Annotated in this window: 14 protein-coding genes; 6 read left to right on the forward strand and 8 right to left on the reverse strand. The window is 32.4% G+C overall.

Annotation, left to right across the window (positions count from 1 at the left end; all coding sequences use genetic code 11):
• Positions 1–268 precede the first annotated feature (268 nt).
• Positions 269–1,546: a bifunctional helix-turn-helix transcriptional regulator/GNAT family N-acetyltransferase gene (locus LKACC16343_RS01565; protein WP_056952434.1), complete on the reverse strand. Its 1,278-nt coding sequence runs from the start codon at positions 1,544–1,546 to the stop codon at positions 269–271.
• A gap of 316 nt (positions 1,547–1,862) precedes the next feature.
• On the opposite strand from LKACC16343_RS01565, the gene LKACC16343_RS01570 reads away from it, so the two are divergent.
• Together LKACC16343_RS01570 and LKACC16343_RS01575 are read left to right on the forward strand one after the other, a co-directional pair.
• Positions 1,863–2,153 carry a type II toxin-antitoxin system RelB/DinJ family antitoxin gene (locus LKACC16343_RS01570; protein WP_056952433.1) on the forward strand — a complete coding sequence of 97 codons (291 nt, stop codon included), beginning with the start codon at positions 1,863–1,865 and terminating at the stop codon, positions 2,151–2,153.
• The gene (locus tag LKACC16343_RS01575; protein ID WP_056952431.1) at positions 2,143–2,481 is read left to right on the forward strand and encodes a type II toxin-antitoxin system PemK/MazF family toxin; all 339 of its coding nucleotides are present in this window, start codon (positions 2,143–2,145) and stop codon (positions 2,479–2,481) included. Before LKACC16343_RS01570 ends, LKACC16343_RS01575 begins: the two co-directional genes overlap by 11 nt.
• Positions 2,482–3,013: 532 nt before the next feature.
• On the opposite strand, the gene LKACC16343_RS01580 is transcribed toward LKACC16343_RS01575, so the two are convergent.
• Positions 3,014–3,640, reverse strand: coding sequence for a TetR/AcrR family transcriptional regulator (locus LKACC16343_RS01580; RefSeq protein ID WP_056952429.1), 627 nt, complete (start codon positions 3,638–3,640; stop codon positions 3,014–3,016).
• A 317-nt stretch (positions 3,641–3,957) separates the two neighbouring features.
• Between LKACC16343_RS01580 and LKACC16343_RS01585 the strand changes: the two genes are divergently transcribed.
• On the forward strand, positions 3,958–5,340 hold the full coding sequence (locus tag LKACC16343_RS01585) for an MFS transporter (protein ID WP_056952427.1): 1,383 nt from the start codon (positions 3,958–3,960) through the stop codon (positions 5,338–5,340).
• A gap of 564 nt (positions 5,341–5,904) precedes the next feature.
• On the opposite strand, the gene LKACC16343_RS01590 is transcribed toward LKACC16343_RS01585, so the two are convergent.
• The 6 genes from LKACC16343_RS01590 to LKACC16343_RS01615 all read right to left on the reverse strand — a co-directional run bounded on the left by LKACC16343_RS01590 (position 5,905) and on the right by LKACC16343_RS01615 (position 12,008).
• Positions 5,905–6,858, reverse strand: a complete 954-nt coding sequence (locus LKACC16343_RS01590) for a metallophosphoesterase family protein (protein ID WP_082604527.1) — start codon at positions 6,856–6,858, stop codon at positions 5,905–5,907.
• A 220-nt stretch (positions 6,859–7,078) separates the two neighbouring features.
• Positions 7,079–8,875, reverse strand: a complete 1,797-nt coding sequence (gene recQ, locus LKACC16343_RS01595; RefSeq protein WP_056952423.1) for a DNA helicase RecQ — start codon at positions 8,873–8,875, stop codon at positions 7,079–7,081.
• Positions 8,876–8,941: 66 nt separating this feature from the next.
• Entirely contained in the window at positions 8,942–9,586 is a 645-nt protein-coding gene (locus LKACC16343_RS01600; RefSeq protein WP_056952421.1) for a TetR/AcrR family transcriptional regulator, read from the reverse strand.
• A 4-nt stretch (positions 9,587–9,590) separates the two neighbouring features.
• The gene (locus LKACC16343_RS01605; protein WP_056952419.1) at positions 9,591–10,691 is read right to left on the reverse strand and encodes an ABC transporter permease; all 1,101 of its coding nucleotides are present in this window, start codon (positions 10,689–10,691) and stop codon (positions 9,591–9,593) included.
• Positions 10,688–11,413: an ABC transporter ATP-binding protein gene (locus LKACC16343_RS01610; protein WP_056952417.1), complete on the reverse strand. Its 726-nt coding sequence runs from the start codon at positions 11,411–11,413 to the stop codon at positions 10,688–10,690. Before LKACC16343_RS01610 ends, LKACC16343_RS01605 begins: the two co-directional genes overlap by 4 nt.
• Before the next feature lie 97 nt (positions 11,414–11,510).
• Positions 11,511–12,008, reverse strand: a complete 498-nt coding sequence (locus tag LKACC16343_RS01615; RefSeq protein ID WP_056952416.1) for a methylated-DNA--[protein]-cysteine S-methyltransferase — start codon at positions 12,006–12,008, stop codon at positions 11,511–11,513.
• A 243-nt stretch (positions 12,009–12,251) separates the two neighbouring features.
• Between LKACC16343_RS01615 and LKACC16343_RS01620 the strand changes: the two genes are divergently transcribed.
• The 3 genes from LKACC16343_RS01620 (at position 12,252) to LKACC16343_RS01630 (ending at position 14,268) form a co-directional block, all read left to right on the forward strand.
• On the forward strand, positions 12,252–12,731 hold the full coding sequence (locus LKACC16343_RS01620) for a PTS sugar transporter subunit IIA (protein ID WP_056952414.1): 480 nt from the start codon (positions 12,252–12,254) through the stop codon (positions 12,729–12,731).
• Positions 12,732–12,855: 124 nt separating this feature from the next.
• Entirely contained in the window at positions 12,856–13,683 is an 828-nt protein-coding gene (locus LKACC16343_RS01625; RefSeq protein ID WP_056952412.1) for a site-specific integrase, read from the forward strand.
• A 15-nt stretch (positions 13,684–13,698) separates the two neighbouring features.
• Positions 13,699–14,268 carry an LOG family protein gene (locus LKACC16343_RS01630; protein WP_056952410.1) on the forward strand — a complete coding sequence of 190 codons (570 nt, stop codon included), beginning with the start codon at positions 13,699–13,701 and terminating at the stop codon, positions 14,266–14,268.
• Positions 14,269–14,526 lie beyond the last annotated feature (258 nt).

Genomic DNA, 14,526 nt, shown 5'->3' on the forward strand with positions numbered 1-14,526 from the left:
ATACAAAATCATTTTCGTTAGTTATAGGATATGTAAGTACTGAAGTCAAACACTTCAAAAACTAAAGGAGACGCTTATTATGATAAATAAACTCAATAGCTTTGCGCATACCAAATGGAATCTTTTTTATAATAACAATTGAATTAACAACTCAAATAATTTACTAACATTAAATGAAATAGGAAAACAAATACACACAGTTATGCCTGACTATATTTATGTAATTAGACATATTAATTAAACCGACTTCAATTCTTAAGTATCCATTTCAAAGTATATTTTTATTTACAGTTTGGAAATACTTGACCGTACTACCTAACTTAAGAGGAACAAATCCATAACGAGAATATTTATCTATAGTTTTTGAATCGACTTTCTTTAGTTGTGGTTCAATGAATTTAAATATATCGCTATATTCACTTGGCAACCCTGAAATACGTTGCTTAAGATTTAAAGTTAAATCAGCTTGTAATAATGCTGACCTTAAACCGAGCATTATCTTAATATAATCCTCATCATTGTTTAAAGCCGTATAATACTTCAATAATTCTTTTCTAAACCCTTCATATTTATTATCTTGAACATTATTGTAAGCAGTATCGATTAAACGCATTAATTCTGTCTTTTCATCAGCCATAATTTCATTCTCCTTCAGGTATAACCATTTTTCTTCATGAATAGGGTGATCGGACCAATCATTATTTACTTTCGATTCACTCAAATCAAATTTGAATTTTCTGTATAGATTCCGCGCACCCACGAGCTCATCAACTGTCCAAAGATAGACTTCATCAATACTATCCAATTTAACTTGATCCATTAAGGTGTCCAGCAATTTGGTTCCAATCCCCAAACCCTGATAGTCAGGATCAACCGCGAACCAACGTAATTGATATTTTCCAGTTGTATCTAGCACTAGAGAAACCGTTCCAACTCTTCGATTGCCTAACTGAGCAATCCAGATAAGACTTTTTGATATGTCATCCGTCAATTCAGCTAAAGCTTGTAAGACATACTTATGAAAAATTGGATTGAACGGTATTTCGGTAGAATAAATTCGACTATGTAAATCAGCAATAAAACCCAAATCAGTCATATTACCACGACGAATCTTAATATTTTCTGTTTGTTGAAAAAGCGTCTGTGTTTCAGATACGTCATCAGCAATAATTTTTAAAACAGAAGGATTATAATCCTTAAAAGCATCCTTTAAGTAAGCTCTCGCTTTGTCAGCAAGTTCTTTATGTAACTCTTCACCAGAATCAGTTAAATCCAAAAGATAATGTCGTCTGTCTTCAGGATTGAGAGTGCGCTTCAAAATGCCTTTTTTCTCCAGCTTTGTCAACATCTTACTTAGCTGACCTTTATCAAAAACCAGTTCATTTTGAATATCGGTAGCTGTACTAGACTGATGGAAGTGTAAAAAAGCCATAACTCGAGCTTCATTCATTGAAGGAAAACCTTGATATAATTCCTTTTCAAAACGATTAAAGTAATTAGCATAGAAGCGATTGAAATCTCTAATTCTTTCAATATCTTTATCCATAAAAATACCATCCTTTACAAAGTTAGTATGGAATAATTAGTTGATATATTCAACTGTTGATTCTGGAAACTATATTTGAAAGTTTTTAAAAAAATTCATTTTGTACATGTAGAAGCAGGTTTCGAATTTAACTAAAAGTAAGGAGGGCAACATAATGACTATACTATTTTAGTTTAAGCACTTTAATGCCGGATTTATATTGTAAATCTTGGGAAACATTACTTAAAATTTGTACAAAATGAGTAATACATACTATAATATGAGTATAAATAGCTACTAATTGAGTATTAATTTTATAAAAGGCGGTAATTATACTATGATGGGAAAACAACACGAAACTCCCAAGAAGGCCAGAATTCAAATTCAAGTCGATCAAAATCTTAAGGATAATGCTGAAGAGGTTCTCAATAATCTGGGTATGACACCCACGGCAGCAGTAACAATGTTGTTCAAAAGAATCGTTGCTACTGACTCTTATCCTGTTAATTTGGCTTTGACTGATCGAGAAAGAGCTAGTAATGAATTATTAAAAACCGTTGATAAATTACCCGTAAGAGAAATCAAATCTAAGGATGAAGCAATGAGATGGTTATCTGATGATGAATGAGAATGACCTGATAACAATATATATTTCTTTTGACAATAATCCCGGTGGTAAAAGAAGGCCCGTTTTAGTACTAAAAGATGAAATGAATAAAATACTTTCATACAGAATAACTTCAAAGTACAAAAACAAGTCAGAAAAAATAAAACGACAATACTATAAAATCGCCGATTGGCAAGAAGCAGGGTGTAATAAGCCCTCATATATTGACATAGGCAGCTTAGCAAACATTAATAAAGAATACCTTGGAAAAATAAAAAGAATTGGTAGATTATCCATTAGAGATATTCAAGGACTAAACCAGTTTATTAAACAATATAATATGACTTAAAAGAGCATCAGATTGTGAATTCTTCATTCCAATCTGATGCTCTTTTAATTCATTGCTAATAATTATTAATTAGAAGATAATTAAGACTATGCCACCAACCAACATTAATATATAAAAAATTAATTTATCTGACATGATTTTCCTGCCAAATTGCTTTGAGTTACTAATATTACCAACAATAGCAAAAATTGCTAAAACTATTAAACCTATGCCCAAAAGTATAGTCATACAAAACCTCTACATTCTTAAAAAATTTTCAATAAGTCATTTATTAATAAATATATTATCTTACTTTTTCAAGTTAAATAAAATAACTTTTTCAAGTTAAATAAAATAAAAGAACAAATACAAATAACTTTAAACTCATTTCATTGTCCATTAAATACTCTGAAAATTTCAGTATTTAGAGCCTCACTAGTTGAAGCTCTATTTTTAATGAATTTTCAAGTAAAATCAATTCATTTCTCAATACGATTTAATAAAGAATCATGTATTTAATTGATTTTGCGGAGTAGAGTGTATAAATTCTATACTAATTTAAATGCGTCTTGATAATAGTATAAATGCTATCAATTCCGTACTTTTTTATGTCATCTTTTTCGGAAGATGAATGTTTATTATATAGTAACTCATCAACTAGAGCAGATATATAATCGAAAATAATAATAGATAAAAGTCTAATTTCATGAACAGCCGTGTTATTGGCATAGTATAAAAAATACTCATAGATCAAATCCGTAATTTGGTCATTATGTTTCTTCCGCAGATCGAATACCTTGGGCACGACAAAAGACAACATCTCAATTTGTAAGTGAAACTTTTTATCTTCCGCCTCAATTAACTGATCTATTAAATAAGATAACCAAGATTTAGTATCGGTTTTAAACGCCTGAAAGGATTCTTGATTATTTATTTTCTTCAAAATAGGCAAAAAGGAATTATTATAATCATTCAAGAGTTCAGCTAGAATATCATCTTTGCTAGAAAAGTATGAGTAGAGTGTTCCTATTGAGACCCCAGCTTGTTTTGCAATTTCATTCGTTGAAACCTCAAAATAATTTTTTTCTATGAATAATTTCTTTGCTGTTAAAAGAATTCGATTCTTCTTATCTTTACCTCTTTTTTGAACAGGGATTCTGGTATCTTTTCTTTTATCCATTTCTTCACTTCATTTATATTTTTTTGTAGTAATTTAGTATATCACATAAACATGAGTTTTAGCTCATGTTTATTGCAAATATTCTAATTAATATTACTTACGAAATACTGTTTTTAAGCTTATTTTTTGATACTCTTATTCAAAAGATGAGCTTTTGCTCATATATGAGGTGATATATGAAATTTACTATCTTAAGTTATTCAGGACCATAGAAAATCAATCTATTTAGCAACATTTTTGTGCTTTGAACATATTTAACGTGAGTAATAACTCGTAAAAAAAGAACAATTACTGAGATTTACCATGGAGGAATGATTTTGAATAGAAAAATAAACATAACAATAGCAATGGCATTAGGAATATTTCTTGTTATGCTCGATACAACGATCATGAATATAGCATTACCAGCCATACAAAAGGGAATTGAAGTTGATTACAATCGGCTTTCTTGGGCCTTAAATATTTATACGATTATATTTGCTACATGTACAATTCCTTTAAGCAAATTTGGTGATACTTTTGGAAAGAACAAAACCTATATTGTCGGATTAGTTCTATTTGGACTAGGCAGTTTATTTTCAGGTTTTGCTACCACATTTGTATATTTGATAATCGGACGAATCTTTTCTAGCTTAGGAGCTTCAATCTTACTTCCATTAGGTAATGCTATAGGTTTATCTACTTGGAATATAAAGGATCGTATCAAAATAGTTGCTATCTTAGGATTGACTCAAGGAGGGGCTGCTGCAATAGGGCCAACGTTAGGCGGAGTCATCACTGATTTCTTTGGTTGGCATTGGATTTTTTTAATGAATATTCCAATTGTTATCATTGGAATATTTTTATCTGGTATTTCTTTAAACTTTAACAAGGATATAAAATTGAAAGAAAAAATCGATTGGGTAGGTAGTCTCATCTCAATGTTGAGTTTATACTTTCTAACACTTAATTTGATTAAACTAAAGGATTGGGGAATTCAAGATCCTAAAACCATCATGTGCTTTCTAATTAGCATAGTTTTAATAAGTCTTTTTATATTTGTAGAAAGAACTGTAAAGCATCCGATGATAGATCTAAATTTATTCAAAGTTAAGGATTTTTCTGCATCTGCAATTGTCGCTTTACTAGCACAATTTTTTTATATAGGAGTCGTGGTCGTCATTCCAAGCTTTTTAACAAATGTGGATCACAAAACAGAGTTGGAAGCAGCATTAATTTTATTGCCAATGTCTTCGACTGTATTTGTATTCGGAGGATTAGGCAGTCTAGTCATCAATAAATTAGGACCAAGATTATTAGTTCTTGTCGGTATGATTAGTATATTGTTGTCGTACATTTTGATTGTAATGAATGGAGCAACGAACTCTACTTGGCTTTCTATGGCATTACTTATACTAGGTATTGGTTTTGGGGTAATTACAGGTCCAATAAATGTATTGGCCGCTTCTAATTTCAGCGGATCATTACTTACATCGTCACAAAGTGTCATTAGTGTGGTAAGACAAATAGGCTCGGTTTTAGGCGTATCCGTATTTTTATCAATGATGAGTTCAAATCTAAAGGTTTTAAGGATTATAAATCTAACTAAACTTAATCATGCATATCTATCGATATATAATATTTGGATTCCTGTTTTAATATTGTTATTACCAGTTATGTTTTCATTTCCAACAAAGAAGAAATATTTAGTAAGGAAATAAAGCATTACATGATATATATGTTAGATATGTGAACAGGAACATATATATCATAATTTGTCGGAGTATAGGTTTAAATTACAATTCAAAATACAATTTGTTAATATATGTTACTCATCACATAAATGTTGAAATCCTTGGGTTAGTAGCAAATTTTTATTTTTTCGTAATCTACGTGTTGCTTACGCATATTCTATGATTATGTTGATACATTTGTACTTAAAAAACTCCTACAGGCTTTACAATAGCAATCGAAAAACACCTCAATTATAATAAATTAATTGAGGTGTTTTTGTTTTTTTATTTAACCAATTAAAAAGATATATTTGATCAAATCAGTATATATATGGAAAAGAGTAGAATAGCTGAAATTAGTAAAATTATGAGAATAGAATACTTTTTAGATATTCAAGGTTACATAATATGTATTATATGAAGTTAAGTATTTGAAGAAATATTAGCTTTAAAATACGACTTCTTAACAAAGAATTTAAATTAATATATAACCACACGAAAAAAGATCAAAGAGCTGCATTATCTTTGATTTCAATAACCATTATCTAACTGCTAATCGTTTTCCAAATGTTTTAAATACGTCAAGACATCAGATTTATAATTATATTTAGCAATGATTTCATTTAAAGCATCATTATTATGAGTAAAAGCTTTGCCTTCAGTGAAAATACGTTCATATAATTCATAAAATGGTAATTCATTAGTCTTAGCAAATGCCAATTCATCATCAATTGAATAAGAGACTTTTCTGAAGTCAATTCCACGATAACTTGTCTTATCAAAAGTTAAAATGACGTACTGAGCGCGTCTGTCAGCACTGAACTTATCCCAGGCCGTATACGGTTGTCCAATGGAGCCTGGATTGATAATTAATTGATCTTTGCTGCTAGTTCGCATTAATTGGTGATGTGTATGACCATAAATAGCAATGTCAAAAGGCTTATCAAAAAGAAGCTCATCAAAGTTCTTTTGCTCAGCATAAGGTAATAGCTCGTGACCAAAATTCTTTTTAGGGTAATTGTGAGCCAAAACAATATTAAAGCCACTGATGGTAGTTTGACTATAAATAGGCCATTGACGCATCTCCTTTAGGTACTTGGAGTCTAGGTGATTATAAATGTACTTATATAATTCAACAATATAGGTAGTTTGTGGCTCATCAATATAGGCTTTGCTAATAGGTAAAATATCCTCAAAAAGAAAATCGTCCCAGTTTCCCCTCAATTTAATAGGGGCATTTAATGAATCAAGTAATTCAAGAATTGAATTTGTTCCTGGGCCGGGCATTAATAGGTCACCCAAAAACCAATATTCATCAACACCCTCTTTTTTTGCATCTGCAACTACCCTCTCAAATGCTGTAAAATTTCCATGTATATCTGAGATAATGGCAATTTTTTTCGTCTTAGTTACCTTCTTTTTTTGTTTTTTTAATTTATGTTTTCGTAAAACATTTAATTTAAAATATGAATTTAAAAAATCTTGATGTTTGAGAGACGTTCTCAGACATCAAGTTCATTATTTTTAGTCAACAACTCATCATAAAAAGTCATTTTTAGTCTCATATATGGTCCATAATATGGCTTTTCTTCCCCATTAAAGGATCTATAAGTCTTTTTAAGCTTTTCTACTTTTAATAAACCCTATTATACCAACATTTACAGAATTTATATTATTTCTTCTGTTTTCGTAAAACATTTAGCTTAACTACTCTATTATTTAATTATTAAACCTGTAATTCATTCTGATACTGTTCTATTTCTGAAATGAATTTTTCACCGTATTGCTCTAATTTGACTTTTCCTACCCCACTAACAGCCAAAAACTCTTCACTATTAGTTGGCATACTTTGACACATATTCTTCAAAGTCTTATCAGAGAAGATCATAAACGGTGCTATGCCTTGCTCACGAGCCAAATTCAAACGTAATTTACGTAATTGTTCAAAGAGTTCCTCATCGAAACTACCATCAGCAACGATTGATTTCGATTCTGCGGCCACCTTCTCTTCTTTTCTTCTAGTGACAGAAGTTTTTCCCTTCAAAACATCTAAACCTTTATCAGACAACAGTAAAATAGGATATTTTCCTCCACTGCTCTTTAAAAAACCATTTGCAGTTAAAAAATCCAATAGACGACTAGTTTGTTTCAAAGTATTGTCTTTAAAAATGCCAAAAGTAGATAATTTTTCAAAATGACGCCAATCATTAGCTACATCGTCTTTTCCCACCAAAACTCTTGTGATCATCTTCTTACCATACTTCTGATCCATCCTTACAACACAACTCAAAGCTTTTTGTGCATCCGCAGTAATATCAACTATCTCACGATTATCCAAACAATTTGAACACTTACCACACGGTTCTGTATTCTCCTCACCAAAATAATCTAGAATGAATTTCATTAAACAAGATTCAGTTTCGGCATATTGACTCATCTTAAATAACTTATTCTTTAGGCTTAATTTATAATCGTCATCACCTAAAGACTTATCAATAAAGAAACGATGTAGATTCAAGTCAGCAGGTGCATACAACAATACCGCTTCAGCTGGTAATCCATCACGTCCCGCACGACCAACTTCCTGATAGTAACTTTCAATTGTTCCCGGAATAGAATAATGCAAAACATAACGCACGTTAGTCTTATTGATTCCCATTCCAAAAGCATTTGTAGCAACGATAACATCTGTACGATCATAAAGAAAATCTTCTTGCTGCTGATGACGTTCTTCATCACTCAAACCAGCATGATAGCGTCCAATACGAATACCTTTACCTTGAAAATAATTATATAGATTATCAACATCTTCACGTCGACCAGCATAAATAATTCCCGACTCTTTTGCATGACTTTGAACATAATCAGAAACAAATTTTAGCTTATCAACACCACGTTCAATCTTTAAGGTTAAATTAGCCCGTTTAAAGCCAGTTTTAACGATATTTTGCTCTGGTATATCTAAGATGCCTGCCAAGTCATCTTGAACCTGCTGTGTAGCTGTAGCCGTCAATGCTAGCCAGGCTGGACTGCCAGGTAGCTTCTTCAAAGACGGTATCATCTCTAAATAACTACTACGAAAATCATGTCCCCAGGAAGATAAGACGTGAGCCTCATCAATAGCAATCAATGATATATCTAATTGTGACAGCCAACTATAGAATTCATCATTAACAATCTTTTCAGGCGCCACAAATAGCAATTTGACAGCACCAGTTTCGATATAGCGCATGCGTTCTTCACGATCATGCCACTCAACGGTACTATTCAAAAAGGTCGCTGGAATACCAACTTCATTCAAACTGTCAACTTGATCCTTCATCAAGGAAATCAAGGGCGAAACGACCAAGGTCACTCCAGGTAAAACAGTGGCCGGTAGCTGATAACAAATTGACTTACCACCACCGGTAGGCATTATCCCCATAGCCTTTTCACCGGATAAAACTTTTTCAATTAATTCTTTTTGGCCGATTCTAAATGTATCATATCCAAACTCTTCTTTTAAAATGGCTTCTAAATTCAAGGTAAACTACCCCTCAGACTGTTTAAAATCAATTAAAACAAGCATATCACACTTGGCAAATAGAACTTATTTTTTAATTGCTAAAATAACTGTATGTTCGATCTTAATCAAATCCGACTCAATCTGTTTCTGATCATCAATTTGCAAAATCCGCTGACTCTGTAAGAAATATAAGAGAATTTGCCCAATAACAGTTCTCAGGAGCTGCAATAGATCAAGATCATCCCTCAGTTCACCAGTCTTAACCAATGGTTTCCAAACATTATCGATAAATATATCTTTCATCACCTGAATTTCATTAAAGAGCATATTCTTAATTTCATCATTGATCAGAAGCTGTGAAATCAAAATAATTGCCGCATCTTTATTCTGAACTAAGAATTGATAACGATTAAAAACAATGAAATGGATTAAGCTCTCTAAATCATCCCCATTATTTTGTAGTTCTTGAGCAAATGATTTACCATATCCTGGCAATATATGTTCAATCAATGGTTTTACTATAAACAGCAATAATTCCTCTTTTGATTTGAAATACTTAAAGATTGTAGCTTGACTCATTTTAGACATCTCAGCAATTTGCGCCGTTGAAGTCCCGTCATATCCCTGTTGAGAAAAAAGTGTCACAGCCGCCTGTAGGACACGCTTCTTACCATTAGGCATCTTCTCTACAGCTAACCAATCGTCTAAATCCTGAAATGCTTTCTCCATCTAATCAAACCTTTCTATATTTCTTCAATCCTAAGATATTTAACACCGTCAAAATGACTAAGAATCCCAATAATACTACTATAGGTATTACTATCCGTTCAAACCCATCTCCTGACATAACTATCCCAGTTAACGCATCACCCGCATATTTTAAAGGTAAAATATAAGAAATCACTCTAACGCCTTTAGCCATCGTATCTAATGGAATGATTCCTGAGAAAAACACCTGAGGAATAACTACTAATGGGATGAATTGCATCATCTGAAATTCTGATTTAGCAAATGTCGACATTAAAATACCGAACGCTAACGCGACTAATGCTAAAACGAAGTTAATTAAAATTACGTAAAAAATACTGCCGACGACTTCAACATTTAAAGCCCACACAGTAAATAGGACAATCACTAGTGTTTGTAGAATAGCAATTACGCCATAACTGAGCATATATCCAAAAACAATTTCCGATCTTTTAACCGGCGTTGCCAACAATCGACTCAAAGTACCAGATGTTCGTTCATTCAATAAAGCCATCCCTGAAATCAAAAACACAAAGAAGAAAACGAAAAATCCCATTAAGATAGGTACTATTTTATCAAAGAAATTTGTCTTCGAGTTTCCATAGACGTAACTATTATGAATTTTGGGTTTACTTACCGACTTAGTTTTATTCGCCGGTATTCCCAGAGCCAATTGCAATTTTTGTAATTGGTGTTTCATCTGCTTTATTGAATTGAGTAATAAAGCACTGTTTAAAGCTAATTTAGTAGCATTAGTCTTACTGGCGTCGACGTTGCTATATTTGACGTAAAAATTATTATCGCGATAGTTAATTACGGCATCGACTTTCTTATCTTTTAAGGCCTTTTGGGCCTTTTTGGTTTGGTCATATTTAGTAATTGACACGTGACTAGCCTTATTCAAGCTCTCGTTCAAACTAGTGCTAACATTTACAGTTGCTACATTAACATCAGTCTGTGAATTAACAGAGAAAACTAACTTCATCAAAAAGAGAATTAAAATAGGTGCTAGAAACATCAATGCCAATGTTCTTTTATCTCGAAATAGTTCTTTAATAACCCTTTGAGCAATCATTAACGTTCTCATTTTTGTTGTGCCTCCGCTTTTAAAAATACTTCTTCAACCGAATCCACCTGATAAGCTTGTTTCAGTTTGGTAGGAGTATCATCGGCAATAATCTCTCCGCCCAACAAAAGAGCCACCTCATCAGTTAATTCAGCTTCATCCATAACATGTGTCGTTACCAGAATCGTCTTTCCATCATCCCTTAATTTTTGCAACTCAGACCAAATCTGTTTACGTAATGCCGGATCAACCCCTACCGTCGGTTCATCTAAAATTAAAATTTGGTTAAACCCTAGTAAAGCAATGGCTAAAGACAAACGACGCTTCATTCCACCCGAATAACCACTAACACGTCTATCCAAGTCGATCACTAAATCAACTACTTGAGCTACATGTTTTATCTGTTCTATAACATCCCGTTTATTTAATCCTTTCATGTCAGCATAAAACTTAAGATTTTCTCGTCCTGTTAATTGTTCATATAGGGCATCTGTCTGAGCCATATAACCTATTTGACCTAATAATCTTCGATTAGGCATCTTTTTATCAAAAATCATTGTCGTTCCAGAATCTGGTACTTCCATTCCTAAAATAATCTTGATAATAGTTGATTTGCCAGCACCTGAAGGACCAATTAACCCAATAATCTTACCCTCTGTGATTTGTAAATTGACATCTTTTAAAACCAATTTTTTATCAAAACTCTTAGATACATCATCTATGGAAATAGCTGTTGTTACCATCTATAGTCACCCCTGAAGAAAAGTATAGTGAGTAAGTATTTACTCACTTAAATTCAAGGGTAAGTTTACCCTATGACTACTGGAAAGTAAACCATTATTAATTAATTGCTCCTTCCAAAGTTAATAGCTCCCGTTTCATTGCTAACCCTCCACGATAATTGCCCAATTGTTGATTCTTGGTTATAACCCGATGACATGGAATAACAATTAATACAGGATTCTTACCTACAGCAGATCCAACGGCACGAACAGCTTTAGGATTACCAATTGACTGTGCAATCTCTGTATAACTGCTTGTTTGACCATATGGTATTTTCTTTAACTGATCCCACACTGATTCTTGAAATTTTGTTCCAGAAATATCTAATTTTAATGAGAATTCTTGTCTTTTTCCTAACAAATATTCTCGAATTTGGTTCGCATATTTATTTACTATTTGTTCAGCGTCCATTAACTCGGTTTCTGGATAAAATCGTCTTACTTCTTCAAAATCTTGATCACGGGAACCAACAAAAGACAGTCCCTTTTTGGTAGCTCCAATCACATACTTATGACCTCTGATTGAATATACATGATAATAAATTTTAGTAAACATTTGTTTTTCCTCTTTCAATTTATTAAAAAATTATTTCTATTTATTGTTTTTATGTTAAGTATTGTGGTATATACCCGTTTTTTATTGAAATTATGTTTCAGGAGTTATACTATATATGAGTGATTAAGCGCTTTCAATGAATTTAAATCTATCTATATCATAAGTAATTTAAGCGCATTAGCAAGTATAACTTATATCTGTATCATCCTTACTTGCTAAAACATCAAGGAGGAAGATTTAATTATGGGGTTATTCTCTAGAAAAAAAGTTGATGAATTTGTTGCACCCGCAAATGGTAAATTAATACATTTGGATAAAGTTAGTGATCCAGTCTTTTCACAAAAGCTTATGGGAGATGGTTTTGCTGTTGCTCCATCAGATGGTACAATTGTAGCACCTATCGGCGGTGTGATTGGCACAGTGTTCCCTACTAAGCATGCTTTGATGATTACTTCTAAACATGGTCTAGAGATCATGTTACACTTAGGAATCGATACAGTTGAATTAAAAGGTAAACCTTTCGAAATGTTTATCAAGGAGGGTGAAACTGTTAAAACTGGTCAAAAGTTAGCAACGATGGATCTTGAACAAATCAAAGCTGCTAAGAAAGATTCCTCAATCATGACTATCATCACTAATTCTGATGCTGTCAAAGAAATGGGTACTTTCGAGGAAAAGGACGTCTTGGCTGGCGATCAAGCTTTAGATGTAACAATTAATTAATACAGTATCATCCCTTAGTGACAGTAATCATAGATTGCTGCCACTATTTATTTGTTCAAAATTAGACTAAATTTGGTTAGTCGTTTTAAGTAACGGTATAATATTGACAAAAGGAGGGTCTCAAATGGTAAAAATCCCCTATTTAACTGGTTTTGAAGCTCATTTAAAAACTAGGCATATTTCTGACAAAGCACACACTGAATATTTGAATTCATTAACTGACTTTTTCAATTACACAATTCAACACAATACAGAATATAAAATATCTGAAAGTATCCAAGATGTCCACGAGATGGATGTCCGTCTTTTTAAAGACTTTATGCTCGAGAATTTACAGCTTAGTCCTAGTACAATCAACAAAGTTATCAGTAATCTTAATGTTTACTTCAAATATCTCTTTAGCGTCAAGAAAACGCCTGAAATACCGACCTTAAATATTAATAGTGTTGCTGTCCCCAAACAAACTGATTTTCCTACAGTTGTTTTCTTAAAACTACCTGAATATTTAAAATCGGATTTGAGTGTTTATACGAGACTATTAATTTTAATCATTTCTAAGGGTTTTAACTACAAAGAGGCCTTGGCACCCGATTTCTATCGTAAATTCAATCAACTGACCTTTAACCCTGATGAACAGAAGTTTCTCGACATTTATAAAACTTACATTGAACCTTTCAGATCATTTTGGGATGATCAAAATCTTTTTCTAAGTCGAAATAAGGCCGCCAATACACCATTATTGACTGTTCCTGCCTTACATCGTGATCTCAAACGTGACAGTGAATCTACGGGCTTAGATTTGTCACCTAAGAAACTCTATACAACCTTTATCCTATTAGCCCTAAGTACTAAAGAACTTTCTGACGACCAACTACGGGCTTTAGATGCTCTAGATACTGCTTCGGTTCTTTACTACCGTCGACTCAAACGAGAAACCAATTTTGATATTTAATAACGAGGTTAAAAAATGAAAAATATTGCTGTTTATTGTGGTGCCTCTACTGGTAACCAAGAAATTTATACTACTAGCGCCCAAGATCTTGGTCACTGGTTGGTTCAAAATAATTATGGTCTAACTTATGGCGGTGGTAACAACGGTCTAATGAATGTCGTCGCTGACAGTGTTTTATCTGATAATGGTTTTGTTCACGGAATTATCACGCAACAACTCTTCGACCGTCATTTAGCACACACTAATTTATCAAAATTGGATATCGTTTCAACCATGTCAGAACGTAAAGAAGCCATGTTACAAAATTCTGTTGCTAATATTGCTTTACCCGGTGGTCCTGGAACTCTTGAGGAAATCTCCGAAGCCTTTTCGTGGACTATCATCGGTGTCAGCTCACATCCCTGTATCTTTTTTAATGTAAACCACTATTATGACAAATTGGAAAGTTTCTTCGATGAAATGGTTGATCAAGGATTTATGGAATCTGAAACTCGAAAAACTCTGCTATTTAGCAATTCTTTAACTGAAATTCACGACTTCATTCGAAGTTATATCCCACCAAAATTACGTAAATATCAGAAGTGATTTCAAGAGTTTTTATTTAACATTTTTTTCAAAAGGAAGTATATTATAGCCGTCAGATAGAAATAGACAAAAATATCTGGCGAAAATATTCTCCTTAGATATATACATTACAAATGTGATTTTCTCATTAATACTACTTATAATAAATATCCTCCCAATTTGTATAGTATTGAGATACAAATCAATTAAATTTATAAACTCTCTGATATAAAAATCAATAAATAAACAAAACACGCCGAATTAATTTTCGACGTGTTT

This window comes from Companilactobacillus bobalius (assembly GCF_002179915.1).
Classification (GTDB): Bacteria; Bacillota; Bacilli; order Lactobacillales; family Lactobacillaceae; genus Companilactobacillus; species Companilactobacillus bobalius.

What these genes read in the sequence shown, in the direction of transcription:
- LKACC16343_RS01565 (WP_056952434.1), bottom strand. Translation starts at nt 1,546, where the DNA reads ATGGATAAAGATATTGAAAGAATTAGAGATTTCAATCGCTTCTATGCT.
- LKACC16343_RS01630 (WP_056952410.1), top strand. Translation starts at nt 13,699, where the DNA reads ATGAAAAATATTGCTGTTTATTGTGGTGCCTCTACTGGTAACCAAGAA.
- LKACC16343_RS01620 (WP_056952414.1), top strand. Translation starts at nt 12,252, where the DNA reads ATGGGGTTATTCTCTAGAAAAAAAGTTGATGAATTTGTTGCACCCGCA.
- LKACC16343_RS01570 (WP_056952433.1), top strand. Translation starts at nt 1,863, where the DNA reads ATGATGGGAAAACAACACGAAACTCCCAAGAAGGCCAGAATTCAAATT.
- LKACC16343_RS01575 (WP_056952431.1), top strand. Translation starts at nt 2,143, where the DNA reads ATGATGAATGAGAATGACCTGATAACAATATATATTTCTTTTGACAAT.
- LKACC16343_RS01580 (WP_056952429.1), bottom strand. Translation starts at nt 3,640, where the DNA reads ATGGATAAAAGAAAAGATACCAGAATCCCTGTTCAAAAAAGAGGTAAA.
- LKACC16343_RS01610 (WP_056952417.1), bottom strand. Translation starts at nt 11,413, where the DNA reads ATGGTAACAACAGCTATTTCCATAGATGATGTATCTAAGAGTTTTGAT.
- LKACC16343_RS01615 (WP_056952416.1), bottom strand. Translation starts at nt 12,008, where the DNA reads ATGTTTACTAAAATTTATTATCATGTATATTCAATCAGAGGTCATAAG.
- LKACC16343_RS01625 (WP_056952412.1), top strand. Translation starts at nt 12,856, where the DNA reads ATGGTAAAAATCCCCTATTTAACTGGTTTTGAAGCTCATTTAAAAACT.
- LKACC16343_RS01605 (WP_056952419.1), bottom strand. Translation starts at nt 10,691, where the DNA reads ATGAGAACGTTAATGATTGCTCAAAGGGTTATTAAAGAACTATTTCGA.
- LKACC16343_RS01600 (WP_056952421.1), bottom strand. Translation starts at nt 9,586, where the DNA reads ATGGAGAAAGCATTTCAGGATTTAGACGATTGGTTAGCTGTAGAGAAG.